At 71.1% G+C, this 26,742-nt stretch carries 26 protein-coding genes; 8 read left to right on the forward strand and 18 right to left on the reverse strand.

Features of this window, described 5'->3' with window-relative positions; genetic code table 11:
* The first annotated feature begins 42 nt into the window (after positions 1-42).
* Positions 43-1,155, forward strand: a complete 1,113-nt coding sequence (gene proB / locus OO014_RS15550) for a glutamate 5-kinase (RefSeq protein ID WP_272463260.1) — start codon at positions 43-45, stop codon at positions 1,153-1,155.
* 43 nt (positions 1,156-1,198) lie between these two features.
* Positions 1,199-1,540, forward strand: a complete 342-nt coding sequence (locus OO014_RS15555; protein ID WP_272463236.1) for a DUF2200 domain-containing protein — start codon at positions 1,199-1,201, stop codon at positions 1,538-1,540.
* A gap of 105 nt (positions 1,541-1,645) precedes the next feature.
* Here the strand turns inward: OO014_RS15555 and OO014_RS15560 are convergent, their stop codons facing one another.
* The 12 genes from OO014_RS15560 to OO014_RS15615 all read right to left on the reverse strand — a co-directional run bounded on the left by OO014_RS15560 (position 1,646) and on the right by OO014_RS15615 (position 14,947).
* Positions 1,646-3,298, reverse strand: coding sequence for a cation acetate symporter (locus tag OO014_RS15560; RefSeq protein ID WP_272463237.1), 1,653 nt, complete (start codon positions 3,296-3,298; stop codon positions 1,646-1,648).
* Positions 3,295-3,633, reverse strand: a complete 339-nt coding sequence (locus OO014_RS15565; RefSeq protein WP_272463238.1) for a DUF485 domain-containing protein — start codon at positions 3,631-3,633, stop codon at positions 3,295-3,297. The genes OO014_RS15560 and OO014_RS15565 overlap by 4 nt, the downstream gene beginning before the upstream one ends.
* Before the next feature lie 148 nt (positions 3,634-3,781).
* Positions 3,782-5,341: a cation acetate symporter gene (locus OO014_RS15570; protein ID WP_272463239.1), complete on the reverse strand. Its 1,560-nt coding sequence runs from the start codon at positions 5,339-5,341 to the stop codon at positions 3,782-3,784.
* Positions 5,342-5,361: 20 nt separating this feature from the next.
* A complete protein-coding gene (locus OO014_RS15575) occupies positions 5,362-5,772 on the reverse strand; it encodes a hypothetical protein (RefSeq protein WP_272463240.1) in 411 nt (136 codons plus the stop codon).
* The gene (locus OO014_RS15580) at positions 5,769-6,548 is read right to left on the reverse strand and encodes a LytR/AlgR family response regulator transcription factor (RefSeq protein ID WP_272463241.1); all 780 of its coding nucleotides are present in this window, start codon (positions 6,546-6,548) and stop codon (positions 5,769-5,771) included. The genes OO014_RS15575 and OO014_RS15580 overlap by 4 nt, the downstream gene beginning before the upstream one ends.
* Positions 6,545-7,669 (reverse strand): sensor histidine kinase, encoded by a 1,125-nt coding sequence (locus OO014_RS15585; RefSeq protein WP_272463242.1) that lies wholly within the window; start codon positions 7,667-7,669, stop codon positions 6,545-6,547. The genes OO014_RS15580 and OO014_RS15585 overlap by 4 nt, the downstream gene beginning before the upstream one ends.
* A 59-nt stretch (positions 7,670-7,728) precedes the next feature.
* Positions 7,729-9,246: a GTPase ObgE gene (gene obgE / locus OO014_RS15590; protein WP_272463243.1), complete on the reverse strand. Its 1,518-nt coding sequence runs from the start codon at positions 9,244-9,246 to the stop codon at positions 7,729-7,731.
* Positions 9,247-9,398: 152 nt separating this feature from the next.
* A complete protein-coding gene (rpmA, locus tag OO014_RS15595) occupies positions 9,399-9,668 on the reverse strand; it encodes a 50S ribosomal protein L27 (protein WP_272463244.1) in 270 nt (89 codons plus the stop codon).
* Positions 9,669-9,716: 48 nt separating this feature from the next.
* Positions 9,717-10,025: a 50S ribosomal protein L21 gene (gene rplU, locus OO014_RS15600; protein ID WP_272463245.1), complete on the reverse strand. Its 309-nt coding sequence runs from the start codon at positions 10,023-10,025 to the stop codon at positions 9,717-9,719.
* A 138-nt stretch (positions 10,026-10,163) separates the two neighbouring features.
* Positions 10,164-13,142, reverse strand: a complete 2,979-nt coding sequence (locus tag OO014_RS15605; RefSeq protein ID WP_272463246.1) for an Rne/Rng family ribonuclease — start codon at positions 13,140-13,142, stop codon at positions 10,164-10,166.
* A gap of 203 nt (positions 13,143-13,345) precedes the next feature.
* Positions 13,346-14,107 carry a TIGR03936 family radical SAM-associated protein gene (locus OO014_RS15610; protein WP_272463247.1) on the reverse strand — a complete coding sequence of 254 codons (762 nt, stop codon included), beginning with the start codon at positions 14,105-14,107 and terminating at the stop codon, positions 13,346-13,348.
* 51 nt (positions 14,108-14,158) lie between these two features.
* Positions 14,159-14,947, reverse strand: a complete 789-nt coding sequence (locus OO014_RS15615; protein WP_272463248.1) for a lysophospholipid acyltransferase family protein — start codon at positions 14,945-14,947, stop codon at positions 14,159-14,161.
* Between the two features lie 139 nt (positions 14,948-15,086).
* On the opposite strand from OO014_RS15615, the gene valS reads away from it, so the two are divergent.
* From valS to OO014_RS15645, 6 genes are read left to right on the forward strand one after another with little or no spacing between them, the layout of a single operon-like run.
* Positions 15,087-17,756: a valine--tRNA ligase gene (valS, locus tag OO014_RS15620; protein ID WP_272463249.1), complete on the forward strand. Its 2,670-nt coding sequence runs from the start codon at positions 15,087-15,089 to the stop codon at positions 17,754-17,756.
* Between the two features lie 4 nt (positions 17,757-17,760).
* On the forward strand, positions 17,761-18,510 hold the full coding sequence (locus tag OO014_RS15625; RefSeq protein WP_272463250.1) for a DUF4129 domain-containing protein: 750 nt from the start codon (positions 17,761-17,763) through the stop codon (positions 18,508-18,510).
* A complete protein-coding gene (locus OO014_RS15630) occupies positions 18,507-19,043 on the forward strand; it encodes a hypothetical protein (RefSeq protein WP_272463251.1) in 537 nt (178 codons plus the stop codon). Before OO014_RS15625 ends, OO014_RS15630 begins: the two co-directional genes overlap by 4 nt.
* Before the next feature lie 4 nt (positions 19,044-19,047).
* Positions 19,048-20,079, forward strand: coding sequence for an AAA family ATPase (locus OO014_RS15635; protein ID WP_272463252.1), 1,032 nt, complete (start codon positions 19,048-19,050; stop codon positions 20,077-20,079).
* Between the two features lie 2 nt (positions 20,080-20,081).
* On the forward strand, positions 20,082-21,395 hold the full coding sequence (locus OO014_RS15640) for a DUF58 domain-containing protein (protein ID WP_272463253.1): 1,314 nt from the start codon (positions 20,082-20,084) through the stop codon (positions 21,393-21,395).
* Entirely contained in the window at positions 21,392-21,976 is a 585-nt protein-coding gene (locus tag OO014_RS15645) for a hypothetical protein (protein WP_272463254.1), read from the forward strand. Before OO014_RS15640 ends, OO014_RS15645 begins: the two co-directional genes overlap by 4 nt.
* 7 nt (positions 21,977-21,983) lie before the next feature.
* Here OO014_RS15645 and OO014_RS15650 read toward each other — a convergent pair whose 3' ends face one another.
* From OO014_RS15650 to OO014_RS15675, 6 genes are all read right to left on the reverse strand, one after another.
* Positions 21,984-22,622 carry a hypothetical protein gene (locus OO014_RS15650; RefSeq protein WP_272463255.1) on the reverse strand — a complete coding sequence of 213 codons (639 nt, stop codon included), beginning with the start codon at positions 22,620-22,622 and terminating at the stop codon, positions 21,984-21,986.
* A 35-nt stretch (positions 22,623-22,657) separates the two neighbouring features.
* A complete protein-coding gene (gene clpX, locus OO014_RS15655; protein ID WP_272463256.1) occupies positions 22,658-23,935 on the reverse strand; it encodes an ATP-dependent Clp protease ATP-binding subunit ClpX in 1,278 nt (425 codons plus the stop codon).
* Positions 23,936-24,502: 567 nt separating this feature from the next.
* Entirely contained in the window at positions 24,503-24,757 is a 255-nt protein-coding gene (locus tag OO014_RS15660) for an acyl-CoA-binding protein (RefSeq protein WP_272463257.1), read from the reverse strand.
* A 73-nt stretch (positions 24,758-24,830) separates the two neighbouring features.
* Entirely contained in the window at positions 24,831-25,484 is a 654-nt protein-coding gene (locus OO014_RS15665; protein WP_272463258.1) for an ATP-dependent Clp protease proteolytic subunit, read from the reverse strand.
* Between the two features lie 8 nt (positions 25,485-25,492).
* On the reverse strand, positions 25,493-26,107 hold the full coding sequence (locus tag OO014_RS15670) for an ATP-dependent Clp protease proteolytic subunit (RefSeq protein WP_272463261.1): 615 nt from the start codon (positions 26,105-26,107) through the stop codon (positions 25,493-25,495).
* A gap of 310 nt (positions 26,108-26,417) precedes the next feature.
* On the reverse strand, positions 26,418-26,624 hold the full coding sequence (locus OO014_RS15675; RefSeq protein WP_272463259.1) for a hypothetical protein: 207 nt from the start codon (positions 26,622-26,624) through the stop codon (positions 26,418-26,420).
* Positions 26,625-26,742: the final 118 nt, after the last annotated feature.

Here is a 26,742-nt window from a genome sequence, read left to right on the forward strand (position 1 = left end):
GGCGAGAACGCGGACGGGCGCACCCTCACTAGGCTGGTCGCTGTGTCTCCTCGGTCCGTCATCAGCAGCGCCCGCCGCCTCGTCGTCAAGGTCGGCTCCAGCTCGCTGACCGGCGTCGACGGCGGGATCGACCACGCGCGCCTCATCGCTCTGGTCAATGCCCTGTCCCACCAGCAGCTGCGCGGCACGCAGATCGTCCTCGTCAGCTCCGGTGCGATCGCTGCGGGGCTCCACCCGCTCGGCCTGACCACCCGGCCGCGGGACCTCGCCACGCAGCAAGCCGCCGCGAGCGTCGGGCAGGGCGCGCTGCTCGCTGCCTACACGCAGGGCTTCGCGGCCCACGAGATCACCGTTGGCCAGGTCCTCCTGACCGCCGACGACGTCACCCGGCGCACGCACTACGCCAACGCCCGCCGGACCCTGGAGCGGCTCCTCGACCTGCGGGTGCTGCCGATCGTCAACGAGAACGACACGGTCGCGACGTCCGAGATCCGCTTCGGCGACAACGACCGGCTCGCGGCGCTCGTGGCCCACCTCATCGACGCCGATGCCCTCGTCCTGCTCTCCGACGTCGACGCCCTCTACGACGGCCCGCCGAGCCGCGCCGGCGCCCAACGGATCCCCGTCGTCGGCGGCCCCGAGGACATCGCCCACGTGGAGATCGGCGGCGCCGGCTCCAAGGTCGGCACCGGCGGCATGGCCACCAAGATCGAGGCGGCCCGGATCGCGACGGCCGCGGGGGTGACGACGACGATCACCGCCGCCGACCGGGTCATCGAGGTGCTGCGCGGTGAGGACGTCGGCACCGTCTTCCTGCCCGTCGGCCGCCGCGGTCGCTCACGACGCCTCTGGCTCGAGCACGCGACGGCGGCGCGCGGACGGCTCATCGTCGACGACGGCGCGGTGCAGGCGCTGACGCACCGCAAGAAGTCGTTGCTCCCCGCGGGGATCACCGCCGTCGAGGGCACCTTCCACGACGGCGACCCCGTCGACGTGTGCGGGCCGGACGGGACACCCGTCGCGCGCGGCCTCGTCAACTACGCGTCGAACGAGCTGCCCACCCTCCTCGGTCGCTCGACGAAGGAGCTGGCCAAGGCGCTCGGGCCTGCCTACGAGCGCGAGGTCATCCACCGCGACGACCTCGTCGTGCTCTGACGGCGACCCGCAGGCTGTCCGGGCCGGGCCCTACGCTCGAGGAATGAGCCGCATCTTCACGACGAGCTTCGCGTCGGTCTACCCGCACTACGTGGCGAAGGTCGAGCGCAAGGGCCGCACGCAGGTCGAGCTCGACGAGGTCATCGAGTGGCTCACCGGCTTCGACGCCGCCACCCTGCGCCGGCACCTGGAGTCGGGCACCACCTTCGCGGACTTCTTCGCCGCGGCCCGGCTCAACCCGCAGGCCTCGCAGATCCGGGGCGTCGTCTGCGGGGTCCGGGTCGAGGACGTCGAGGACCCGCTGATGCAGCAGATCCGCTATCTCGACAAGCTCGTCGACGAGCTCGCCAAGGGCCGTCCGATGGCCAAGGTGCTGCGCGCCTGAGCGGGTCCTCGCCCGGCTGGCCGGGTGCCCCACGTGCGTGACTGAGCCCAGCGGCATACGGGATGGTCCGTATGCCGCTGGGCTCGGTCGGGAGCGTCAGCGCGCTCAGTGGTGAGTTGCGGCCTCCGCGCCGACGCCGGTGAGGGAGCGGACCTCCATCTCGGCGTACTTCGCGGCGTTGTACTCCTTGCTCGTCACCGTCCCGATGTAGCCGAGGATGAAGCCGAGCGGGATCGAGATGATGCCCGGGTTGTCCAGCGGGAACAGGTGGAAGTCGACGCCCTGGAGCATCGACGGGCTCTTGCCCGTCACGGGGTCCACCGCCTTGCCGGACACGACCGGCGAGAAGATGATCAGCGTGATGGCGCTGAGCAGGCCGCCGTAGATGCTCCACAGCGCGCCCCGGGTGTTGAACCGCTTCCAGAAGAGCGAGTAGAGGATCGTCGGCAGGTTCGCGCTCGCGGCGATGGCGAAGGCGAGGGCCACGAGGAAGGCGATGTTCTGGCCCATGGCGAAGATGCCACCGACGATGGCGACCGCACCGAGCACGAGGGCCGAGATCCGGGCGACCTTGACCTCCTCCTCCGGGGTGGCGTTGCCGTCCTTGACGATCGTGTTGTAGACGTCGTGCGACAGGCTCGCCGACGCCGTGATCGTCAGGCCGGCGACGACCGCGAGGATCGTCGCGAAGGCGACACCGGAGATGATGCCGAGGAAGATCTCGCCGCCGAGCTCGAAGGCGAGCAGCGGTGCGGCCGAGTTCGCGGCACCCGGCGCGTTCTTGATCTCCGACGGGCCGAGCATCTGGGCCGCACCGAAGCCGAGCACCAGGGTGAACAGGTAGAACAGGCCGATCAGCCAGATGGCCCAGACGACCGAGCGACGTGCCTCACGCGAGGTCGGCACCGTGTAGAAGCGCATCAGCACGTGCGGCAGGCCCGCGGTGCCGAGGACGAGCGCCATCGACAGGGAGATGAAGTCGATCGGGTTCTTGTACTGCAGGCCCGGCTGGGTGAGGTCGCGGGCCTTCCCGAGGTCGGACGCGGTCGTCTCGTTGGCCGCCCCGATGAGGGTCGACAGGTTGAGGCCGAACTTGGCGAGGACCCAGACGAACATCAGCCCGGCGCCGACGATGAGCAGGACCGCCTTGATGATCTGGACCCACGTCGTGCCCTTCATGCCGCCGTAGATGACGTAGAAGATCATGACGATGCCGACGGCGGCCACGACGACGCGCTGGCCGGCCGCGCTCTCGATGCCGAGGAGCAGGGCGACGAGGCCACCGGCACCGGCCATCTGCGCGAGCAGGTAGAAGAAGGAGACGGCGAGGGTGGAGATGGCCGCCGCGATCCGGACCGGGCGCTGGCGCAGCCGGAAGCTGAGGACGTCGGCCATCGTGTACTTGCCGACGTTGCGGAGCAGCTCGGCGACGAGGAGCAGCGCGACGAGCCAGGCGACGAGGAAGCCGATCGAGTAGAGGAAGCCGTCGTAGCCGTTGAGGGCGATGGCGCCGGCGATCCCGAGGAAGGACGCCGCCGAGAGGTAGTCACCGGCGATGGCGATGCCGTTCTGGCGTCCGGTGAAGGCGCGCCCACCGGCGTAGTACTCCGCGGCGCCCTTGTTGCCGCTCGCCACCTTGATGACGATGGCCAAGGTGATCACGACGAAGACGAGGAAGATCGCGATGTTGAGGGTCGGGTTGCCGACCGACGTCGCGGCCGGGGCGAGGGCGGGGGTGAGGCTGACGAGGGCGCTCATCGGTGGTGGCCTCCCATCTTCTGGGCGAGGGCCTCGGCGCGCGGGTCGAACTCGCGGTCGGCCCAGCGGGCGTAGTACATGGTGATGGCGAAGGTGGAGACGAACTGCCCGAGCCCGAGGATCAGGCCCCAGGTGATGTCGCCGACCACGCGCGTGCCCATGAAGTCCTTGGCGAAGACGGACAGCAGGACATAGAGGAAGTACCACGCCAGGAAGGCGATGGTCATCGGGAAGACGAACTTGCGGAACTTGGTCCGCAGCTCTTCGAACTCCGCGGAGTTCTGCACCTCTGCGTACCGGTCCTCGGCCGCCGATGCTGGAGCGTCGTTGCTCACTGTGAAGCCACCTCCGTTGGTGGTTGTCGGGAGTGGGGAAACGCTAGGAGGTGTGACCCAGGTAACGGGAGCGGCGTCGGCCGCGGGTCGGCGAACGGTGCCGACGCGTCGCCGTGCGTGAGCGGTTTGCGCGACGAGCGGTCGGTGCTCAGCGACGAGCGGTCAGCCGGTCGGGGCGGGCCTGCAGCTGGGCCTCGGGGTTGAACGGCCCGCGGTTGAGGGTGAGGTGCTCGGGGGCGTGCAGGCGCACCATGGTCTGGGCGACGTGCGGCGGCTGGCGGTGGCGCGTCGCGATGGAGGCGCCGATCATCGTGGCGAAGGCGGCCGGGACGGTGATGGCGGCCGGCTGGGTGAGGATGGCGCCGAGCAGGCCGTCCGCGTCGATGCCCATCATCGTCGTGAGGACGGCGGTCATCGAGAGGGAGCCGCCGACGACGAGGCCGGCGATGACCCCGACGGCCGTGAGCCGCCGCCACCAGATGCCGAGGACGAGCATCGGGCAGAACGTCGACGCCGCGACGGCGAAGGCGAGCTCGACGGCGTGGGCGACGGGCACGCGGGCCGCGACGAACGTCAGGCCGAGCGCCAGGCCGACGGCGATGAGCGTCGCCAGGCGGAAGGCGCTCACGCCGTGGCCGAGCTCGGTGCGCCGGCGCAGCACGTCCTGGCTCAGGACTCCGGCGACCGAGACGACCAGCCCCATCGACGTCGAGAGGAAGGCGGCGAAGGCGCCGGCGGCGATGAGCGCCGTGAGCAGGTCGGCGAGCACGCCGGAGAAGAGCCGACCAGGCAGCTCGAGGACGACCGAGTCGGCCCGCCCGGAGCTGACGAGGTCGGAGGCGAGCACCCGGCCGAGGATGCCGTAGGCCACCGGTAGCAGGTAGAACGCGCCGAGCAGGGCCAGCACGACGAGCGTGGTCCGGCGCGCGGCCCGGCCGTCAGGGTTGGTGTAGAACCGGACGACGACGTGCGGCAGCCCCATCGTGCCGAGGAAGGTCGCGAGGACGAGCGAGTAGGTCAGGTAGAGGGCGTAGTCGCCCGTCAACGGCTCGGCCCAGTCGACGGCGTCAAGCCGGCCGACGGCGGCAGGCGCGCCGCCGGTGACGAAGGCCCCGAGGAGGAAGAAGATCGGGGTGAGCAGCGCCGCGAGCTTGAGCCAGTAGTGGAAGGCCTGCACGAGGGTGACGCTGCGCATCCCACCGGGCAGCACGTTGAGCGAGACGATGATGGCGACGACGACCTGCCCGACCCAGAGCGGCGCACCGGTCAGGGTGCGCAGCGTCAGGCCCGCCCCCTGGAACTGCGGGATGAGGTAGAGCATCCCGATGCCGACGACGAGGAGGCTCGCGACGTGCCGCGCCTTGCTCGACTCGACGCGCAGCTGCGCGAAGTCGGGCAGCGTGTAGGCGCCGGAGCGCCGCAGCGGGGCGGCGACGAAGACGAGCAGCAGCAGGTAGCCGGCGGTCCACCCGACGGGCAGCCACAGCATGTCGACGCCGCGGGCGAGGATCAGGCCGGCGACGCCGAGGAACGAGGCTGCGGACAGGTACTCGCCGCTGATGGCCGACGCGTTGAGCACCGGTCCGACGACGCGCGAGGCGACGTAGAAGTCGCTCATCGTCCGCGAGATCCGCAGCCCGAAGGCCCCGACACCCAGCGAGGTGAGGGCGACGAGGATGACGGCGACGACGCTCGCGGCGGTGCTCATGTCAGCGGCTCACCGGGGGCTCATCGGGTGTCGAGCAGGTCGCTGAAGGCTGCTTCGTTGCGCTCGGCGCGGCGGACGTAGAACACCCCGAGCGCGACGATCTCGACGAACGCCACGATGGTGAGGATGACCCAGGGCACGGGGATGCCGAGGACGACGACGCGCCCCCACGCGGGCACGAGGTGCAGGACGATCGGGACGAGGCCGAGGGTCAGCACGAGGGCGGCGACGACGGCGAGCGCGAGGCGCAGCTGGCTGCGCATGAGCGAGTCGACGTAGACCTCGCCGAGCCGGCTCTGCGCGTCGATCTCGGAGGCGATCGACACCCGCCGTGCGCGCGCGGCCCGGGTCCGGGGCGAGGTGACCGTGACCCGGGTGGGTGGCTCGGTCGGTCGCGCTGCCGTATGCCGCTGGGCTGGCTCCCGGGTCACCGTCGCTCCTTGCCGGGCTGGGCGCGTTTGACGAGCAGGTCGCGCAGGGCGCGGGTGTGGCGGCGGCTGACGCCGAGCTCGTGTCCGCCGAGCACGACGGTGGTCCGGCCGCCCTCGGTGCGCCACTCGGTGATGTGGCCGAGGGCGACGAGGAGGGAGCGGTGGATCCGGACGAAGCCCGCATCGCGCCACTGGTCGGCGAGCGTGGTCAGGGGGACACGGACGAGGTGGCTGCCGGTCGCCGTGTGAAGTCGGGCGTAGTCGCCCTGGGCCTCGACGTAGAGCACCTCGGAGCGCGGGATGAGCCGGCTGACCCCGGCGAGCTCGACGAGGATGCTGTCGTCCTCGGCGCCGGGCGCGGCCTCACGGCCCTCGATCCGGCTGACGACGCGACGCACCGCCTCGGCGAGCCGCTCGTCCCGCACCGGCTTGAGGACGTAGTCGACGACGTTGAGCTCGAACGCGTCGACGGCGTGCTGCTCGTGCGCGGTGACGAAGACGACCGGTGGCTTCGTCGAGAACCGGGAGAGGACGCGGGCGAGGTCGAGGCCGGTGAGGCCGGGCATCTGGATGTCCATGAAGATCGCGTCGACGGGTCGCTCGTGCAGGATCCGCAGCGCCTCGGCAGCCGAGTCGGAGGAGATCACCTCGCCGATCCGCTCCTCCCGGCCGAGCAGCCAGACCAGCTCGTCCAGGGCGGGGGCCTCGTCGTCGAGGGCGAGGACCCGGAGCAGCTCGGGCGCGGCCGCTGCGGGAGGAGAGGTCGAGTTCGTCATACGTGCACCCCTGGCCGGAACTTCGGCAGTCGGACCGTCACCTTGGTGCCGGCGCCCTCCGCGGTCTCGACGACGAGGCCGTAGTCGTCCCCGAAGGCCGCGCGGAGCCGCTCGTCGACGTTGGCCAGCCCGACGGAGTCGGTGTTGCCGTCCCCGGCCAGGGCCCGGCGCACCTTCTCCGGGTCCTCCCCCACGCCGTTGTCCTCGATGGTCACGACGCACTCGTGGTCGGCGTCCTGAGCCAGCAGGGTGATCTCGCCGTCCCCGACCTTGCCCTCGATGCCGTGCTGGACGGCGTTCTCGACGAGTGGCTGGAGGCAGAGGAACGGCACGACGACGGGGAGCACCTCGGGCGCGACGCGGAGGGTGACGCGCAGCCGGTCACCGAAGCGGGCCTTCTCGATGACGAGGTAGGCCTCGATCGAGCGCAGCTCCTCGGCGAGTGTCGTGAACTCGCCGTGGCGCCGGAACGAGTAGCGCGTGAACTCGGCGAGGTCGAGCAGCAGCTCGCGGGCCCGCTCGGGATCGGTGCGGGTGAAGGAGGCGATCGCCGTCAGGGAGTTGTAGACGAAGTGCGGGCTGATCTGGGCGCGGAGGGCGCGGACCTCGGCCTCCATGAGGCGGGTCCGGGAGGCGTCGAGCTCGGCGAGCTCGAGCTGCCCGGAGACCCAGCGCGCGACCTCCGTCGTGGCCCGGACGAGGCTGGCCGACGCGGAGCCGGTGAAGACCTGGAGCGTGCCGACGACCTTCTCGTCCACCTCGAGGGGCGCGACGATGGCCTGGCGGATGAGGCAGGACGGCTCGATGCAGGTGATGTCGCCGCCATCGACGACGACGGTTCGCCCGTTGCCGAGGGTGCCCGCCGCGATGACCGGCGGCTGGGTCGCGTGGTGGTTGTGGCTGCCCTCCCAGGCGAGCAGGTCGCTCGTGTCGGTCATCGCCACGGCCGGTGAGCCGAGCAGCGCCCGGAGGTACTTCAGGGACCGCTCGGCCGACGCCGCCGTCAGCCCCTCGCGGAGGGGCGGGGAGGCCTGCGAGGCCGTGTGCAGGGTGCGAAAGGTCGCCCGGTCGGCCTCCGTGCCGAGGTGACCGCGGCGCAGCAACGCACCCCACGAGCTCATGGGCTCACCTTACGACCCATCCAGAGAGCGATTCGTCCGCGGACGAGCAGCTCTCTCGGTCACTCCTCGTCGTCGCGCAGGTGCCAGAGACCGGACCGGCGCTCGGTGTCGAGCTCCTCCTGGGTGGCGGCGCGGGCGGCGTAGCGGTCCTTCATCGACTCGCGCTTCTCGTCGCGCGTCGGTCGGGCCCCCTCCTCCAGACGCAGGTCCGTGCCCCGGGCGCCGAGCAGCTCGGCGCCGGACTGGAGCGTCGGCTCCCAGTCGAAGACCACCGCGTCGTCGGTCGACCCGATCACGACGGTGTCACCGGCGACGGCGCCGACCTTGTAGAGCTCGTCCTCGACACCGAGCCGGGCCAGGCGGTCCGCGAGGTAGCCGACGGCCTCGTCGTTGCTGAAGTCGGTCTGCCGCACCCAGCGCGTCGGACGGTCGCCCGTGACGCGGAAGAACGGGCCGTCGGGGCCGTTCTCCTTGACGACGGCGAAGCCCTGGTCGTCGACCGAGCGCGGTCGGAGCACGACCCGCTGCGGCACGACGGCCTCGACCTCGGCGCGGGCTGTCTCGACGTGCCGGGCCATCGCGTAGGTCAGCTCCTTGAGCCCGAGGTGGGCGACAGCGGACACGATGAAGACCTCGTAGCCCCGCTCCTCCAGGTCGGGCTTGACCATCTCGGCCAGCTCCCGCGCCTCGGGCACGTCGGCCTTGTTGAGCACGATGAGGCGGGTCCGCTCGGCGAGCGGTCGACCGCCGAGGTCGGCGTCGGGGACGTAGAGGGACAGCTCCCGCTCGATGACGTCGAGGTCGGTGAGCGGGTCGCGGCCCGGCTCGAGGGTGGCGCAGTCGATGACGTGGGCCAGCACGGAGCACCGCTCGACGTGCCGGAGGAACTCGAGGCCCAGGCCCTTGCCCTCGTGGGCGCCGGGGATCAGGCCGGGCACGTCGGCGACCGTGAACCGGATCGACCCGGCCGTGACGACGCCGAGGTTGGGCACCAGGGTGGTGAACGGGTAGTCGGCGATCTTCGGTCGGGCCGCGGACAGGACCGACACGAGCGACGACTTGCCGGCACTCGGGAAGCCGATCAGGGCGACGTCGGCGAGCGTCTTCAGCTCGAGGACGACGTCGACCTCCTCCCCCGGCTCGCCGAGGAGCGCGAAACCCGGCGCCTTGCGGCGGGCCGAGGCCAGGGCCTTGTTGCCGAGACCCCCTCGTCCGCCACGAGCGATGACGTGCTCGGTGCCCATCCCGACGAGGTCGGCGACGATCCGCCCGTCGCCGTCCTTGACGACGGTCCCCTCGGGCACCGGCAGGACGAGGTCGGGGCCGTCGGCGCCGTTGCGCTCGTCGCCAGCACCCGGCTTGCCGTTATCGGCCTTGCGGTGCGGGTGGCGGTGGTAGTCGAGCAGGGTGGTGGCCTGCGGGTCGACGCGCAGGACGACGGAGCCGCCGTGCCCGCCGTTGCCGCCGTCAGGCCCGCCGAGCGGCTTGAACTTCTCCCGCTTGACGGAGGCCACACCGTGTCCACCGGCGCCGGCCGACAGGTGCAGCACGACGCGATCGACGAAGTTCACTGCCATGGGGGTTCACTCTTCCAGATCGAGCCCGCCCAGCGGCATACGCCCACAATCGAAAGAGCAGTTCGCGACGGGGTTCCGTCACGAACTGCTCTGTCGATGGGCAGTGCTGTCGCGAACTGCTCTTTCGATTGATTCAGCTGGTGATCAGGTGGTCACTCAGCAGCCGCGGTCTCGACCGCGTCGATGTTGACCGTCTTGCGGCCACGCTTGGTGCCGAAGCGGACGGCGCCCGCGACGAGCGCGAACAGCGTGTCATCGCCACCGCGACCGACGCCCTCGCCCGGGTGGAAGTGCGTGCCGCGCTGGCGGACGAGGATCTCGCCCGCGTTGACCTGCTGGCCGCCGTAGCGCTTGACGCCGAGTCGCTGTGCGTTCGAGTCGCGACCGTTGCGGGTCGAGGACGCACCCTTCTTGTGTGCCATGTCAGTTGCTCCTTGTGAGTCCGTGTGCCGTGAGACGCAGCGCGTCGATCACGCGTTGATCTCGGTGACCTTGACCTGGGTCAGCGGCTGACGGTGGCCCTGACGCTTCTTGTAGCCGGTCTTGTTCTTGTACTTCATGATCGTGATCTTGGGGCCCTTGGCGGCCTTGACGACCTCAGCCTTGACGGAGGCCTTCGCCAGCTTGTCCGCGTCGGACGTCACCGTGGTGCCGTCGACGAGGAGCAGCGGCGTGAGCTCGACAGCATCGCCGGGCTGACCCGTCACCTTGTCGATGAGCAGGACATCGCCCACCGAGACCTTCTCCTGGCGACCGCCAGCGCGAACAATCGCGTACACGTGAAACTCACTCTCTGATTCGTGATGGCACGCCGCTTTGCGCACCGGCCCGTCAACACGGGCCCGGTGGGCGCACCGAGGATCTAGGCTACCGGCTGGGACGGCCCCCGACCAAACTGGAGCCGCCCCTCACACCCGTCAGGCGTCGGTTGACGACGCGCGTGGCGGACCCGCCGGCGCGACGACTCGGCCACGGCGCCGGCGCGTCGGTGCGACAGCCGGAGGCGTCGCGACCGGCTCGACCGTCTCGACCGGCTCCGCGACGGGGTGCTCCGTGGCCTGCTCCGTGGCCTGCTCCGTGGCCTGCTCCGCCTCCCCGGCCGCAACCTGCTGCGGCTCGGCGGGGCTGACTTCGGCGCTGACTTCGGGGCTGACTTCGGTGCTGGCGTCGTCCTGCCGGGCCTCGGCGGGCTCGCTCTCGGCGCCGCCCGCTTCCGCGTCGGCGGCCGGCGCGGCCACGCTCTTGAGAGCCGCTGCGTGGGCCGCGGCGGCGATCTGGGCCGCGGTCGGCCCGGACGGCTTGCTCTGCTCGGCCGGGACCACCGCGGGGGCCGGACCAGCCGTGCCGCCAGCGTTGTCGCTCGACCCCGAGCCGCCGCGCCGGGCACGTCGCCCGGCCCGGGCACCACCCTGGTCGGGCGCCTCGGTCGCGCCGGCGCCCTTGTCGACCGGGTCCGAGTGGATGACGTAGCCGCGCCCGTTGCAGTGCTCGCACGTCTCGGAGAAGACCTCGATGAGGCCCGACCCGACACGCTTGCGGGTCATCTGGACGAGCCCGAGTGAGGTGACCTCGGCGACCTGGTGCTTGGTGCGGTCACGACCGAGGCACTCCAGCAGGCGTCGCACGACGAGCTCGCGGTTGCTCTCGAGAACCATGTCGATGAAGTCGATGACGATGATGCCGCCGATGTCACGCAGCCGGAGCTGGCGGACGATCTCCTCCGCGGCCTCGAGGTTGTTCTTCGTCACCGTCTCCTCGAGGTTGCCGCCCGAGCCGACGAACTTGCCGGTGTTGACGTCGACGACGGTCATCGCCTCGGTGCGGTCGATGACGAGGGAGCCGCCGGAGGGCAGCCAGACCTTGCGGTCCATCGCCTTGGCCAGCTGCTCGTCGACGCGGTGGTGGATGAAGAGGTCCTCCTCGGACGTCCAGCGGGTCACCCGGTCGGCCAGGTCGGGGGCGACGGAGCTGATGTAGGGGTGGATCTCGTTCCAGGCCTGGTCGCCGGAGACGACGAGCTGCTTGAAGTCCTCGTTGAAGACGTCGCGGATGACGCGGACGGTCAGGTCCGGCTCCCCGTGCAGGAGCAGCGGCGCGGAGCCGGACGGGTTGGACCCGCTCGCGCCGTTCTTCTTCTTGCCCTTCGACTTGCCGGCCCGAGGCGTGGACGCGGACTCGGCGCGGGCCTGGATGTCCTCCCAGGTCCGGCTGAGGCGCTCGACGTCGGCGCGCAGCTCCTCCTCGCTCGCCCCCTCGGCTGCAGTGCGCACGATGACGCCGGCCGAGTCGGGGACGACCTCACGGAGGATCTTCTTGAGCCGGGCCCGCTCGGTGTCGGGCAGCTTGCGGCTGATCCCGGTCATCGAGGAGTTGGGCACATAGACGAGATAGCGGCCCGGCAGCGAGATCTGCGAGGTCAGGCGAGCGCCCTTGTGGCCGATCGGGTCCTTCGTCACCTGGACGAGGACCGTCTGCCCGGAGCTGAGGGCGTTCTCGATCCGCTTCGGCTCGTTGGCCTCGAGGCCGGCGGCGTCCCAGTTGACCTCACCGGCGTAGAGGACGGCGTTGCGGCCCTTGCCGATGTCGACGAAGGCGGCCTCCATCGAGGGCAGGACGTTCTGGACCCGGCCGAGGTAGATGTTGCCGGCCATGGAGACGTTGGTCGCCTGGTCGATGTAGTGCTCGACGAGGACGCCGTCCTCCAGCACACCCATCTGGGTGCGACCGTCCTTGTTGCGCACGACCATGATCCGGTCGACGGCCTCGCGGCGGGCGAGGAACTCCGCCTCGGTGATCACGGTGCGGCGGCGCCCGGCCTCGCGGCCCTCACGCCGACGCTGCTTCTTCGCCTCGAGTCGCGTCGACCCCTTGACGCCGACCGGCTCGTCGGACAGGGCGCGCGGCTGGCGGACCCTCGTGGAGACGTTGGGGGCGTCGTCGGCGGACTCGCCGGCGGACGAGCCCGCACGGCGGCGGCGACGGCGGCGGCGGCTCGACGCGCCCTCCTCGTCGTCACCCTCGTCGGACTCGGTGGCCGGCTCCTCCGGGGATCCCTCGCCGGCCGGGGCTGCGTCGTCGGACTCGTCCTCGGAGCGTTCGGCCTCGGTCGCCTCGGCCTCTGCGTCGTCGGCGTCGGCCATCCCACGACCACGACGACCCTTGCCGCCGCGGCGCCGGCGCGACCGGCGGGGAGACGTGTCGTCCGTCGCCTCGTCCTCGGGCTGCTCCGACTCGGTGGGCTCGTCCTCGGGCTCGGGGGTCGGCTCGGCGGGAGGGACCTCGACGGAAGGTGCTTCGGCCCTGCGGCGACGGCTCGGGGCGGCCAATGCGGCCGCCGTGTCCGGAGCCTGGAACAGGACACTGAAGCTCGGCACCGCCGGGGCGAGCCGCTCCTCCGGGGCCCAGGCCAGTCCAACGAGCTCCTCGGTGGACTCGTCGTCGGAGGCGGCGCCGTCCTCCTCGGCGAGGACGACCTCGGTCAGGTCATCGTCGGGCGTTGCCGGGGTCGCGACCGCTGCATCCGCCTCGGTCACGGCCACCGACTCGAGCGCGTCCTGGGTCTCGGCCTCGGCCTTCCTGGACCGCTTGCGTGGGCTGGCGGCCTTGCGGGTCGCCCGCTTGCGGGTCCGGGGCGCTGGCTCGGCCTCCGCGTCCTCCACGGCATCCACCGTGGGCACGGCGTCAACCACGGCTGCCGGGGCCGGCTCGACCTCGGCCGCCCGCTTGGCCGGACGGCGCGCGGCGCGCTTTCGCGGAGCGCGCCCCGCTGGGGGCTCAGCGGCGTCGGGGACGGACTCAGCGGCATACGGCGTGGTGGCGTCCCCGCCGAAGAGGGTGCCGGCGGTCTCGCCCGAGTCGCCCTGGTGGTCGGTGGGGGTGGTGTCGTTGGGTGCCATCAGGCAACCTCCCGTCGGGTGCGGGGTGACCCACACCCTCGGCCGAGGCCGCCACCGCCGCACGAGCGCGGTTCGTGTTTTCGGTCGTCGCGCCACGTCGGGCGGGACGGAAGTCGTCTTGTTACATCTGAAAATGGTTCGCGCGGGGGCGCGGCCCCATGATCCGATGCCGTCGGCCTTCTTGTCGGCAGCCTGTTCGCTGGTCAGGCCAGCGGGTCGGTCACCCTCGCGGTTGCGGTGTCGAGCGGTCCCTGGGCCATTCGCGTCACCAGAGGTGGACGCGGCGGCGCCAAGTCGGCAGTCTCACGCAGCGCGGTCAGAATGTCGTCGGGGCGGACGGCAGGTGTGGTGTGCCGTACGACCATGCGCAGTATCGCACAGTCGACCGGACTCGCGTCATTCATCGCGCCATCGCGAGACGCGTCGGAGACCTCGGCGGACACGATCGCGGCCCGGACGTCGAAGGTCCGGGGCCCCGACTTCGTCATCCGCGTGACCTCGACCCTCTCGTGCTCGAGGAGCCGGCCGACGGCTCCTTCGAGCACGTCCGCGGGCACGCCCGTGAACTCCACGCGCCACTCGCTGGCCTCGAGCCGATCGGCCAGCGAACCCGCGCCCGCCTCGACGACCTGGACGATGTCGAGCCCCTTCGGGAGGGCCTCGTCGAGGGCGACCCGGACCGACTCGGGATCGACCCGGGCCGTGACCTGCAGCTCGACGTACTCGGCCTCGCTCGCCGTCCCCGTCGCGGCCGCGTTGGCGTAGCTGATCTTCGGGTGCGGGTGGAAGCCTGCGGAGAAGGCCATCGGGACGTCGGCGCGACGCAACGCCCGCTCGAGGGCGCGCTGGAAGTCGCGGCTCGAGGTGAAACGGAGCCTCCCACGCTTCGCGTAGCGCACGCGCAGCTTCTGGACGGCGGGGTCGGGTGCCGGACCTTCGGGGACGCGCTGACGCGGTGGAGCCATGCGCGGCAGGTTAACGGACCCCGGGCCGTATGCCGCTCAGCTCGCTCCCGCTCAGCCCTTGCCCTGGGCGCGGCGCTGGGCCGCTCGCCGCTCCTCCGCGAGGCGGCGTCGCTCCGCGGTGTCGGCGTCGTCGAGCCGGGTGGCCTCCGCCAGGGTGGGCGCGGTCCCGCCCATCGAGGCCGGGAGGAACTTGAGGTCGGCGCCGGTGAGCGGCTCGTAGGTGGCCCGGAGCACGTCCAGCATCTCCTGCATGACGGCCTTGTAGCCGGCGGTCACTTCCTCGGGATCGGCGTCGGAGGGGATGGGAATCGGCTCGCCGACCGACACGGCGATCGGGATGTTGGTCCGGCCCAGGCGCTTGGGGTGGCCCTTGGTCCACACCCGTTGGGAACCCCAGATGACGACCGGCAGGATCGGGACCCCCGCCTCCGCCGCCATGCGCGCCGCACCCGTCTTGAAGTCCTTGAGCTCGAACGAGCGGCTGATCGTCGCCTCCGGGAAGACCCCGACGATCTCGCCGGCGCGCAGCGCCTCGACCGCGCGGCGGTAGGAGGCCGCACCCGCCGTCCGGTCGACCGGGATGTGGTGCATGCCGCGCATCAGCGGCCCGCTGACGGGGTGCGAGAAGACCGAGTCCTTGGCCATGAACCGCACGAGACGGCCCGACTTCAGCGCCGCGAGCCCGGCGTAGGTGAAGTCCATGTAGCCGATGTGGTTGATCGCCATGACGGCTCCGCCCGTGCGCGGGACGTTGTCCTCGCCGAGCATGGTGAACCGCAGTCCCTGGAGGGCGAAGAGACCCCGGGCGAAGGCGATGACGGGTGAGTAGACCGGCTCCATGAGGACACTCTGCCCTGCCGCCGTACTGTTCGGTAATCCTCTGATCCATCGCCCACCCTCAGGCGAGCCGTGAGCATCGCCACAGTGCCCGGCGATACGCGGTCGAGGACACCCGTGAGCCCATGGAAGGATTGACCGCATGACTGACGCACCTGCACCCACGACCTCGCGGATCCCCGAGCGACCCACGCTCGACGGCCTCGAGGAGAAGTGGATGCAGGTATGGAAGGACGAGCAGACCTTCGCGTTCGACCGGGAGCGCGCCCTGAGCCTGCCCCGCGACCAGGTCTTCGCCATCGACACGCCCCCGCCGACCGCCTCGGGCTCGCTGCACGTCGGCCACGTGTTCTCCTACACCCACACCGACTGCATGGCCCGCTACAAGCGGATGCAGGGACTCGAGGTGTTCTACCCGATCGGCTGGGACGACAACGGCCTGCCGACGGAGCGCCGGGTCCAGAACTACTACGGCGTGCGTGGTGACGCGACCCTGCCCTACGAGGAGGGCTACGAGCCGCCCTTCACCGAGGGGGTCGACGCGAAGGGCAAGGCCATCAAGGCCGCCGACCAGCGCCCGATCAGCCGCAAGAACTTCATCGAGCTGTGCGACGTGCTCACCGTCAAGGACGAGGAGACGTTCGAGTCCCTCTTCCGCCGCCTCGGCTTCTCCCTCGACTGGAACATCTCCTACCGGACCATCGACGAGCGGTCCCGCGCCGTGGCCCAGCAGGCCTTCCTGCGCAACTACGCGCGTGGCGAGGCCTACCAGTCGGAGGCCCCGGGGCTCTGGGACGTCACCTTCCAGACGGCTGTCGCCCAGGCCGAGCTCGAGGCCCGGGACTACCCCGGCGCGTACCACCGGGTCGCCTTCCACCGGGTCTCGGCTGACGGCGCCGCCGGACCTGTCTACATCGAGACGACCCGACCGGAGCTCATCCCGTCGGTCGTCGCGCTGATCGCCCACCCCGACGACGAGCGCTACCAGCCGCTCTTCGGCACGACCGTGCGCTCCCCGCTCTTCGACGTCGAGGTGCCCGTGCTCGCGCACCCGGCTGCCGAGATGGACAAGGGCGCCGGCATCGCCATGTGCTGCACCTTCGGCGACCTCACCGACGTCCTGTGGTGGCGCGAGCTGCAGCTGCCCATCCGGTCCCTGATCACCCGCAACGGCCGGCTCCAGGCCGAGACGCCCGAGTGGATCGCCGGCGGACCCGGCGAGGAGCTGTATGCCGCTGAGCTGGCCACCAAGACCACGTTCAGTGCGCGTGAGGCCGTGGTCACGGCGCTCCGGGAGTCGGGCGACCTCGACGGCGAGCCGCAGAAGACGCAGCGGAAGGCGAACTTCTACGAGAAGGGCGACAAGCCGCTCGAGATCGTCACGTCGCGCCAGTGGTACATCCGCAACGGTGGGCGCGAGGCCGACCTTCGCTCCGCACTGGTGGCGCGCGGCGACGACATCGACTTCCACCCGACGTTCATGCGCGCCCGCTACCGCAACTGGGTCGAGGGCCTCAACGGCGACTGGCTCATCTCGCGGCAGCGCTTCTTCGGGGTGCCCTTCCCGGTCTGGTACCCGGTCACCGCCGAGGGCGAGACCGACTACGACCACCCGATCCTGGCGCCCGAGACCGCGCTGCCGGTGGACCCGCAGATCGACGTGCCCGAGGGCTACGACGAGGCGCAGCGGGGCGAGCCGGGCGGCTTCGTGGCCGACCCGGACATCATGGACACCTGGGCGACCTCGTCCCTGTCGCCGCAGATCGCGGCGGGGTGGCCGGTCCGCGGCGGTGAGGGGCTCGGGTCGGACCCGGAGCTGTTCGACGCGATCTTCCCGATGGACATGCGGCCCCAGGGTCACGACATCATCCGGACCTGGCTCTTCGCGACGGTCGTGCGAGCCCACCACGAGCACGGGACGGTGCCGTGGCGCAACGCGGCCATCAGCGGCTGGATCCTGGACCCGGACCGCAAGAAGATGAGCAAGTCGAAGGGCAACGCCGAGACCCCCGAGGACGTCGTCAAGGCGCACGGGGCGGACGCCGTCCGCTACTGGGCCGCCTCCGGCCGCCTCGGGACGGACGCCGCCTACGACACGGGCCAGATGAAGGTCGGCCGTCGCCTGTCCATCAAGATCCTCAACGCGTCCAAGTTCGCGCTCGGCTTCGGTGAGGTCTCCGGCGACCTGCGCGCGGCGGTGACCAACCCCCTCGACCTGTCGATGCTCGCCGCCCTGGGCGACGTGGTCGACAAGGCGACCCACGGCTTCGAGTCGTGGGACTACACCCGGTCGCTCGAGGTGACGGAGACGTTCTTCTGGACGTTCTGCGACGACTACCTGGAGCTCGTCAAGGACCGCGCCTACGGAGGTCGCGGCGAGGCGGAGGCGGCGAGCGCGCGGGCCGCCCTGCGGATCGCCCTCGAGACACTGCTGCGCCTCTTCGCCCCCTTCCTCCCCTACTCCACGGAGGAAGTGTGGTCCTGGTTCGAGCAGGGCTCCGTCCACCGTCAGGCCTGGCCCACCCGGTCGGAGCTCCCGGCCGGCGGGGACCCGGCCGTGCTCGCCACGGTCAGTGAGGCGCTCGCCGGGGTCCGCAAGGTCAAGTCGGAGGCCAAGCTCGGCATGCGTGCCGAGGTGCGCACCATGACGCTCGTCGGTCCGGCCGCGCAGCTCGAGCACGTCCGCGCGGCCGAGGGTGACCTGCGTGCGACCGGCCGCATCGGCGACCTCGCCTACGGGGACGGCGACGGCATCGAGGTCCGCGAGGCCGAACTGATCCCGGCGGAGCCGCGGCCGACGCACCCCAGCTGAGCCGATGACAGGCAGGGGGATGCAGGGGTTGGCTGGTCTGGCCGCGGGGTGCGGCGCGGCGCTCGTCATGGCCTTCCTCGTGGTCGCAGCGTCCGCGGGACCCACCGATCTCGTCAGCCGTCCCCGGGCCAGTCTCGTGACCGGCCCGCCCACCAGCGGGTTGACGCCCACCCTGACGGCCGAGCCGCGCGAGAGCGTGGACTCCGAAGGCGTCAAGGGCTGGGACCCAGATGGACTCCTCGCCGTGCTCGTCCAGGTCGTCGTCGTCCTCGTTGTCATCGCGGTGCTCGTCCTGCTCGCCCTGGCCGTGCGCGACCTGCTGAGGCGGGTCGCCCCTCGCCTGACGAGCGAGACCGAGCCCGGCTTCGGGAGGCCCGAGGTGCCGGCAGGAATCCTCGAGGGCGCCGACCTCGGCCTCGACGCCATGGGCCGCGGCACCCCACGCAATGCCATCGTCGCGGCGTGGGTCGCCCTCGAGCAGGCCGCTGCGATGGCGGGCCTCCCCCGCCATCGCGCCGAGACCTCGATTGAGTACGTCGCCCGGGTCCTGCGCGTCTGGGACGTCGATGCCCTGAGCCTCGACGAGCTGGCCGGGCTCTACCGCGAGGCACGCTTCTCCACCCATGCGCTCTCCGAGCCGCACCGCGAGCGGGCCATCGTCGCGCTCGGCACCATCCGCGGCGACCTCGGACGGGCCCGCCCCGCGCCCGACGAGGCTGGCCGCGACCCGGCCACCCACGGAGGGAGGGCGTGAGCGGGACCGAGCCCAGCGGCATACGGTCACTCGCGGGAGCGCTGCACCCGTGGCGGCGGCGCCTGCTCGGCATCGTCATTGCCTGGGGCGTCATCGCCCTCTTCACGGGCCTCATCGGGCTGCGCCCCGACGTGCCGCGGCTCGCCGTCGCGCTCGTCGCGTCGGCTGCGATCCTCTGGTACGCCATCGACCACTTCGGCAGCCACCAGCTCGTCGTCTGGCCGCTCACCGACAGCGAGCTGAGCACGGGCAACCGCGGCAACGACTACCAGGTGACCAACCTCGCCGCCCGGCTGGAGGGGGCCAACGCGCGCCCCGAGGGCCGTCCCGAGCTCGTCCACCACCTGCACACCCGGCTGAGCGAGATCATCCGCGAACGGCTCCACGCCAAGCACGGCCTGGCCGTCGACGAGGAGGCGGCCCGGGACGTCATGCCTGCCGAGCTCTGGGAGTTCCTCGAGACGCAGCCCCCGCCCGACCTCTACCGTCCCGACCGGCTTGACCAGATCCTCCGACGAATCGAGCAGTGGTGACCCCATGACCGACGTGAGCACGCAGGGAGCAGAGCAGATGGACCTCAGGCGCGTCAGCGACCTCAGCAACGCCGTCCTCACCGAGGTGGAGCGGGCCGTCGTGGGGAAGCGCGAGCCGCTGCGCCTCGTCCTCGCCGGAGTGCTGGCCGGCGGGCACGTCCTGATGGAGGACTTCCCCGGTCTCGGCAAGACCCTCGCCGCCCGCAGCTTCGCCCAGACCCTCGGGCTGACCTTCAAGCGGGCGCAGTTCACCCCGGACCTGCTGCCCGGCGACATCACCGGCTCCTTCGTCTTCGACCAGCGCTCCGGCGACTTCGAGTTCCGGCCCGGGCCGATCTTCACCGGGCTCCTCCTGGCCGACGAGATCAACCGGACGCCTCCCAAGACGCAGGCGGCCCTGCTTGAGGCCATGCAGGAGAAGCAGGTCACCGTCGAGGGGCGGACCTTCCCGCTCCCGCGGCCGTTCCACGTCCTCGCCACGGCCAACCCGGTCGAGTACGAAGGGACCTACCCCCTGCCCGAGGCGCAGCTCGACCGGTTCCTCATGCGGGTGTCCTTCGGCTACCCGACCGTCGACGAGGAGTGGCAGATCCTCACCAACCGGATGGCCCGGCAGCAGGAGGAGCAGACGCTCCGTCCCGTCGTCGGCCCCGAGGACCTGCTGGCCATGCAGGCCGCCGTGGAGCGTGTGGTGGTGGACGAGTCGGTCGGCCGCTACTGCGTGGCCCTGGCCGCCGCGACCCGCGGCCACGCGGACGTGCTCATGGGAGCCTCACCCCGGGGCGCTCTCGGCCTGCTCCTCTGCTCCCGCGCCTACGCGATCATCGACGGCCGCGACTACGTCACCCCCGAGGACGTCAAGGCGGTGGCCAAGGCGGTGCTCGCGCACCGGGTCACGGTGAAGCCGGAGCTCTGGATGAGCGACGTCAGCGGCAGCAACGTCGTGACACGGCTCCTCCAGTCGGTCCCGACGCCCGCCCCGCGTGAGATGCGGCAGCCGGACCCGGCCGCGTCAGCGACGACACCCGGGACCTGAGGGTGCGCCCGCTCCTGCCCCGGACCACCTCGTCCGGGCACCTCGGGCAGTGGACCCCGACCGCCGCCCACACCCGGGCGGTGCTCCTGGCGACCGGCGCCGCGGTGGCCGCCGTGCTCGGTCGGCGACCCGACCTCCTCGTCCTCGCCGCCCCCCTCGTCGTGGTCGCGATCTGGGGCCGAATCGCCAGGCCGCGGACCGCGCCCCACGCGGACGTGACGCTCACCACCGGCACGCTGCGGGAGGGAGACGTCGCGGAGGCCGCGGTCCAGGTCCGACCGATGTCCGATGCCGAGGGCGTCATCACGCTCGCGGCGACCCGCTGGGTCGAGCGCAAGCCCGTCAGCGGCGTCGCCCGGATCGAAGGCGGCACGGGCGTCATCGCGCTGCGCACGACCCGCTGGGGGCGCCGCCACATCGGGACGTTGAGCATCACTCTGACGAGCGACTGGGGCGCCTACCGGGTCGGCCCCACCGACGTGCCCGACCTCGCCACGGCAACCCTGCCCGTTCCCGCCGCGTTCGACGCCGCAGCACCGACGCCGCACCCCCGTGGTCTCGTCGGGCTCAACCGGTCGGCACGCCCCGGATCAGGCAGCGAGTTCAACACCATCCGCCAGTTCCACCCCGGCGATCGGCTCCGGCGCATCCACTGGCCCGTGTCGCTGCGCACCGGTGCCCTGCACGTCACCTCCACCTACGCCGACGAGGACGCGCACGTCTTCCTCCTCGTCGACGCGTTCAGCGACCTTGGGCCACGTGAGGGCATCGACGGGCGCCCGACCAGCCTCGACGTGACCGTGCGCGCCGCCGGCGCGATCAGCGAGCACTTCCTCGCCAGCAACGACCGCCTCACGCTGCGGACCGTCGGCGCGGCCAACATCCCTCGCCTCGGGGTGGGCTCCGGCACCAGGCACCTGCGCCGCGTGCTCGAGACCCTCGCCTCGATCGCCCCGGCCAGTGAGCGCCGCGACGACGGCGAGCGCGCCATCCGCGGCGTCGACCCCAACGCCCTCTGCCTCGTCCTCAGCCCGCTCATCGTGCCCACCACGGTCGGGCTCGCCCACACCCTCGCCGCGCGAGGGCTGACCACCGTCGTCGTCGACACGTTCCCCGAGCACCTCGCAGCGGACCCCGGCAGCGTCTACGAGGCCCTCGCCTGGCGGATCCGCCTGCTGGCACGCGAGGCGCAGGTCCACTCCCTCGTCACCCGCGGCGTCCCGGTCGTTCCCTGGCAGGGCCCGGGGTCGCTGGACCACGTCCTGCGCGACATCGCCCGCCGCGCCGCCGCACCCCGTCTCGGGAGGCGCCGATGAGCGCCGCGAGCCCCCGGTCCGGACGCGGCCCCGACGCACCGACCTGGCGCACCCTGCGGTTCGGCAGGGGTCCGCGCTGGTCGCTCCCACAGGTCGCCCTGGCGCTCGCCGGGGCTGCCAGCGCCGGCGCCTTCCTGCTCTCACTCCAGGCTGCGGCCGGAGGTCTCGACCCGATCTGGTGGTCCTTGGTCCTCGTGCCCCTGGTGACGCTGACCTACGCCGGGTCGGGAGTGCCACTCGCGTTCTGGGGGCTCCTCCTGGTGGGCTGGTTCCTCCACACCCCGGCCGGCAGCTTCTCGCCGTGGTCGGTCCCGGCCGCACTGGCCCTGGTCGCCGGGCATGCCGCCGCTGCCCTGTCCGCGACCACTCCCCCGGCCGGTGGGTTCCCAGGGCCCGTTCTGCGGACCTGGGCCCGCCGCACCGTGCTCGCAGCCCTCGCTGCCCCCGCCGTCGCTCTCCTCGCCGGCGCCCTCCGGGGCGGTGGGCTGGAAGCCGGCCCAGCGGCATACGTCATCGGTCTGGGCGGTCTCGCGCTCGGAGTGTTCCTGCTGCGCACCGAGTCCCCGGTCCAGGCCGAGTGACCCGACGTCAGTCCGGCGCGTCGTCCCAGACGGCACCCCACGGCACGTCCCAGCCCGCCATCCGCAGCCGCCGCTCGACGAACGTCTGCCGCGGCAGGTCGACGACCCGACCGACCGACGGCTCGTAGACGTCCAGCTCCTGCCCGCGGGTCGCCGGCATCACGAGGACGACGTGGCGCGGCAGCCAGGCGTTGCCGATGTAGAGCAGCGCCGGCCGGCCAGCCCGGACCCGACGTTGGAGGTCGGCGTAGGCCTGCTCCAGGGCGCCGCGCCCGCCGAAGCGGAACAGCGTGATGTCGTAGTCCGCCCACGGCACGGCCGCGCCGAACTCGAGCTCGCCGCGCGCGCCCCACGGTGGCGTGCCGAGGGCCCTCGGCCACGGCACCTGGATGCGGCCCCCCGCGCCGACGAGCGAGTTGGTGCGGCTCGCGACGACCTGCTCGTGCGCTGCGAACCGCTGCTCGACGGTGCGGGCGTCCCGGGCATCCTCATCCTTGGCCTCCACGTCCAGACCGAAGCGGATCCATCGCGCGAAGGCCGGGTTCACCAGCATCCGGGCAACCGTCAGCGACGCCGAGCCGCAAGTCGTGCTCGACTGCTGCACGGGGACCCGGTCCCCCGCCTGCAGGTGGAATGGCGCGATCATCGGACCCCCTTCGGTGCCGCCCTACGCGGGGTGACTCAGGCGGATTCCTTGCGCTGGCGCTTCGGGCGCGGCTCCGCCTCGCGGCGCACGATCGTCGGGTTGACGTTGTCGAGGACGACCTCGCGGTTGACGACGACGCGGGCGATCCCGTCGTCGCTGGGGACGTCGAACATCACGGGGAGGAGGACCTCCTCCATGATGGCGCGGAGGCCGCGGGCGCCCGTGCCGCGCAGGAGCGCCTGGTCCGCGACGGCCTCGAGGGCGTCGTCGCTGAACTCGAGCTCGACGCCGTCGATGGCGAACATCTTCTGGTACTGCTTGACGAGCGCGTTGCGCGGCTGCGTCAGGATGTTGACGAGAGCCTGCTGGTCGAGCGGGCCGAGCGTCGTGAGGACGGGCAGCCGCCCGATGAACTCGGGGATCAGGCCGAACTTGAGCAGGTCCTCCGGCATCACGTCGGCGAAGCTGTCACCCAGGTCCTTGGCCGTGTGCAGCGGCTGGCCGAAGCCGAGGCCCTTGCGCCCGGAGCGGCTCTCGATGATCTTCTCCAGACCGGCGAAGGCGCCGCCCACGATGAAGAGCACGTTGGTCGTGTCGATCTGGATGAACTCCTGGTGCGGGTGCTTGCGCCCACCCTGCGGGGGCACGCTCGCCGTGGTCCCCTCGAGGATCTTCAGGAGCGCCTGCTGGACGCCCTCACCGGAGACGTCGCGGGTGATCGACGGGTTCTCCGACTTGCGGGCGATCTTGTCGACCTCGTCGATGTAGATGATGCCCGTCTCGGCCTTCTTGACGTCGTAGTCGGCGGCCTGGATCAGCTTGAGCAGGATGTTCTCGACGTCCTCGCCGACATAGCCCGCCTCGGTGAGCGCCGTCGCGTCGGCAATGGCGAACGGGACGTTGAGCATCTTGGCCAGCGTCTGGGCGAGGTAGGTCTTGCCCGAGCCGGTCGGCCCGATGAGCAGGATGTTGGACTTGGCGATGTCGACGTGGTCGTCGTCGCGCTTGGGTCCCTCGCCTGCCTGGATCCGCTTGTAGTGGTTGTAGACGGCAACGGCGAGCGACTTCTTGGCCGCGTCCTGCCCGACGACGTAGTGCTCGAGGAACTCGAAGATCTCGCGTGGCTTGGGCAGGTGGTCCAGCCCGAGCTCACTCGACTCGGCGAGCTCCTCCTCGATGATCTCGTTGCACAGGTCGATGCACTCGTCGCAGATGTAGACGCCGGGGCCGGCGATGAGCTTCTTGACCTGCTTCTGGCTCTTTCCGCAGAACGAGCACTTGAGGAGGTCTCCGCCTTCTCCGATGCGTGCCACCGAATCGCTCCTACCCTCGACGTCAGGCTGTCGACAACGACCCCCAATCTAGGGGTCGACTCCTATTAGACGACGGAGCGACCCACCCTCGCGCGTGCAACGCCGTTTGTCCGCTGTCGGCTGACAAACCACGCACGTGTCACTTGAGCCCGGTGGGCCCGTGATGACGCCGCACCATTTTCCCGCCCGTGCGGGAAGGTCGGGAGGCTCTGCGGCCCGGCTGGCACGACTCTCCAGCACGTGCGGGAAAGTGGCGGGATGTTCCGGCAGGCTGTGGATGACCGCCGCGCCAGAAGGTGCCCCCGCCCGGACGCTCAGCCGGGTCCTCGCCGCCAGGCGGGACCAAGGTATGAAGACACCACGCCTCGGTGACGAATGGCGTAGGCACTTCTCGAGCAAGCCGGACGACATCGCCGAGCCGGCCTGAACCCAAGCAGGGAGGGGGCGATGGACGACCACCGGCCGACGGCCTCGCGACATTCCCGCACGTGCTGAAGGCTCGCGCCGATCGGGCCGCAAATCTCCCGACACTCCCGCCCGTGCGGGAAAGTGGAGCCGCGCGCGGGGTCAGGTTGCGGTGAGGTCCGCGACGATCGCGATGTACTGCGCCTCGGCGTCCTCGCCCGACGTGCCGCTGAGCTTGGCCCACGCGTCGTACTTGGCCCGCCCGACGAAGTCGGTGAAGCCGGGCCGCTTGCCCGCCACATCACCCTCGGTCGCCTGCTTGTAGAGGGCGTAGAGCTTCAGCTTGACGTCGTTGCCGGGATCCTCCGTCAGCTGCTTGACCGACGCGACCGCGGACTCGAACTCAGTGCTCGCCATGGCTCCACCTAACCAGATCGAGAGAGCAGCCCGCCGCGGCGAGCTGCTCTCTCGATGAATGGAACGCTGCGGCTCAGACCTCGAGCGAGGCCTTGCGCGAGGCGAGGACCTCGTCGATCAGGCCGTAGTCCTTGGCGTCCGCCGCGGAGAGGATCTTGTCGCGCTCGATGTCCTCGCGGACGGTCTCGGAGGTGCGCCCGGTGTGCTGGGCGAGCGTGTCCTCGAGCCAGGTGCGCATCCGGAGCACCTCGTTGGCCTGGATCTCGATGTCCGAGGCCTGGCCGTAGTCGCCGCCCTGCAGCGCCGGCTGGTGGATGAGGATCCGGGAGTTCGGCAGGGCGAACCGCTTGCCCGCCGCACCCGCGCCGAGCAGGACCGCCGCGGCCGACGCCGCCTGGCCGATGCAGAAGGTCTGGATGTCGGGCCGGACGAACTGCATGGTGTCGTAGATCGCGGTCATCGCGGTGAACGAGCCGCCGGGGCTGTTGATGTACATCAGGATGTCGCGGTCGGGGTCGAGCGACTCGAGGACGAGCAGCTGGGCGATGATGTCGTCAGCTGACGCGTCGTCGACCTGCACGCCGAGGAAGATGATGCGGTCCTCGAAGAGCTTGTTGTAGGGGTCGGACCGCTTCATGCCGTAGGAGGTGCGCTCCTCGAACTGCGGCAGGATGTAGCGGCTCTGCGGCGCCGGGGCGGCGAGGCGGCTGTTGGGGGTGATCATCATCGGGTCTCTCACTTCTCGCTGGTGCCGTCGGTCTTGGCATCCGCCTGGCCGATGCTGTCGCCCTCGGTGGCCTGCCCGGAGCTGGTGAAGACGTGGTCGACGAAGCCGTACTCCTTGGCTTCCTCGGCGCTGAACCAGCGGTCGCGGTCGGAGTCCTTGGTGATCTGCTCGACCGTCTGGCCGGTGTGCTCGGCGATGAGGCGCGCCATCTGGTTCTTGATGTAGAGCATCTGCTCGGCCTGGATCTTGATGTCCGTCGCCGTGCCGCCGATACCGCCGGACGGCTGGTGCATCATGACGCGGGCGTGCGGCGTCGCGTAGCGCTTGCCCTTCGTGCCGGCCGAGAGGAGGAACTGACCCATCGACGCGGCCATGCCCATGGCGACGGTGGCGACGTCGTTGGGGATCCAGTTCATCGTGTCGTAGATCGCCATGCCGGCCGAGATCGAACCACCGGGGCTGTTGATGTAGAGCCAGATGTCCTTCTCCGGGTCCTCCGCGGAGAGCAGCAGCAGCTGCGCGCAGATGGCGTTCGCGTTCTCGTCGCGGACGTCCGAGCCGAGGAAGATGATGCGTTCCTTGAGCAGGCGGTTGTAGATGTGGTCGTCGAGACCGCCCGGCATGCCGCTGCCGTTGGCGGAGATGTCCGAAGTCACCGTGTCTCCATCGTCGAAGGGGTTCCCGCCCGGCCGGAGATTGCCCGGTCGGCTGGCTCGTCACTGACCCTAACGCTCGAAGGTGGAGCACGATTTCCCGGACCACGCCGTGTTCGCCCTGAGCGCACAAACAACGACCCCCGCGGGCTCGACCACCAGGCCGTATGCCGCTGGGCTCGCTTCCCGGGGTCACCACAGACGTGCGCGGGCCGGCTCCCGGGGGCTGCGTGGTGCCCGGGAGCCGGCCCTGTCCAGAGCTCCGGCCGAGTGACCGGAGTCAGCTCACCGCCGGGTCGTCCTCATCGCCGCGCACCGGCTGCTCCACCTCGTGATGTGTCTCGACGCCCCTGACGTCGCCGGCATCCTCGAGCGACTCCTCGAGGGGCACGTTGGCCTTGGCGCTGCCGTCGGCGCTGCCGCGCTCCACGTCCACCTCGTCGGGCTCGTGCGGGATCTCGTTGGCGGCAGGGTCGACGCTGCTCACTGGTGCCTCCTCGGTGTGTCTGCGTCCCGTGGCGGACCGGATCGGCCGCACGGTGCGTCGGACCACTACCCATTCCCGGCATCACGGCACGGGGCCTGGAGACAGCACGACGGCCGGC

Source organism: Intrasporangium calvum, assembly GCF_028446585.1.
Classification (GTDB): Bacteria; Actinomycetota; Actinomycetes; order Actinomycetales; family Dermatophilaceae; genus Intrasporangium; species Intrasporangium calvum_A.

Excerpts from the sequence above, each read along its gene's own strand:
- OO014_RS15635 (WP_272463252.1), top strand. The coding sequence starts at position 19,048 with ATGACCGACGTGAGCACGCAGGGAGCAGAGCAGATGGACCTCAGGCGC.
- OO014_RS15605 (WP_272463246.1), bottom strand. The coding sequence starts at position 13,142 with ATGGCACCCAACGACACCACCCCCACCGACCACCAGGGCGACTCGGGC.
- OO014_RS15660 (WP_272463257.1), bottom strand. The coding sequence starts at position 24,757 with ATGGCGAGCACTGAGTTCGAGTCCGCGGTCGCGTCGGTCAAGCAGCTG.
- OO014_RS15555 (WP_272463236.1), top strand. The coding sequence starts at position 1,199 with ATGAGCCGCATCTTCACGACGAGCTTCGCGTCGGTCTACCCGCACTAC.
- rpmA (WP_272463244.1), bottom strand. The coding sequence starts at position 9,668 with ATGGCACACAAGAAGGGTGCGTCCTCGACCCGCAACGGTCGCGACTCG.
- valS (WP_272463249.1), top strand. The coding sequence starts at position 15,087 with ATGACTGACGCACCTGCACCCACGACCTCGCGGATCCCCGAGCGACCC.
- OO014_RS15570 (WP_272463239.1), bottom strand. The coding sequence starts at position 5,341 with ATGAGCACCGCCGCGAGCGTCGTCGCCGTCATCCTCGTCGCCCTCACC.
- obgE (WP_272463243.1), bottom strand. The coding sequence starts at position 9,246 with ATGGCAGTGAACTTCGTCGATCGCGTCGTGCTGCACCTGTCGGCCGGC.
- OO014_RS15650 (WP_272463255.1), bottom strand. The coding sequence starts at position 22,622 with ATGATCGCGCCATTCCACCTGCAGGCGGGGGACCGGGTCCCCGTGCAG.
- OO014_RS15585 (WP_272463242.1), bottom strand. The coding sequence starts at position 7,669 with ATGAGCTCGTGGGGTGCGTTGCTGCGCCGCGGTCACCTCGGCACGGAG.
- OO014_RS15665 (WP_272463258.1), bottom strand. The coding sequence starts at position 25,484 with ATGATGATCACCCCCAACAGCCGCCTCGCCGCCCCGGCGCCGCAGAGC.
- OO014_RS15625 (WP_272463250.1), top strand. The coding sequence starts at position 17,761 with ATGACAGGCAGGGGGATGCAGGGGTTGGCTGGTCTGGCCGCGGGGTGC.
- OO014_RS15560 (WP_272463237.1), bottom strand. The coding sequence starts at position 3,298 with ATGAGCGCCCTCGTCAGCCTCACCCCCGCCCTCGCCCCGGCCGCGACG.
- OO014_RS15615 (WP_272463248.1), bottom strand. The coding sequence starts at position 14,947 with ATGGAGCCGGTCTACTCACCCGTCATCGCCTTCGCCCGGGGTCTCTTC.
- OO014_RS15580 (WP_272463241.1), bottom strand. The coding sequence starts at position 6,548 with ATGACGAACTCGACCTCTCCTCCCGCAGCGGCCGCGCCCGAGCTGCTC.
- OO014_RS15645 (WP_272463254.1), top strand. The coding sequence starts at position 21,392 with ATGAGCGCCGCGAGCCCCCGGTCCGGACGCGGCCCCGACGCACCGACC.
- OO014_RS15670 (WP_272463261.1), bottom strand. The coding sequence starts at position 26,107 with ATGCCGGGCGGTCTCGACGACCACATCTACAACCGCCTGCTCAAGGAA.
- OO014_RS15610 (WP_272463247.1), bottom strand. The coding sequence starts at position 14,107 with ATGGCTCCACCGCGTCAGCGCGTCCCCGAAGGTCCGGCACCCGACCCC.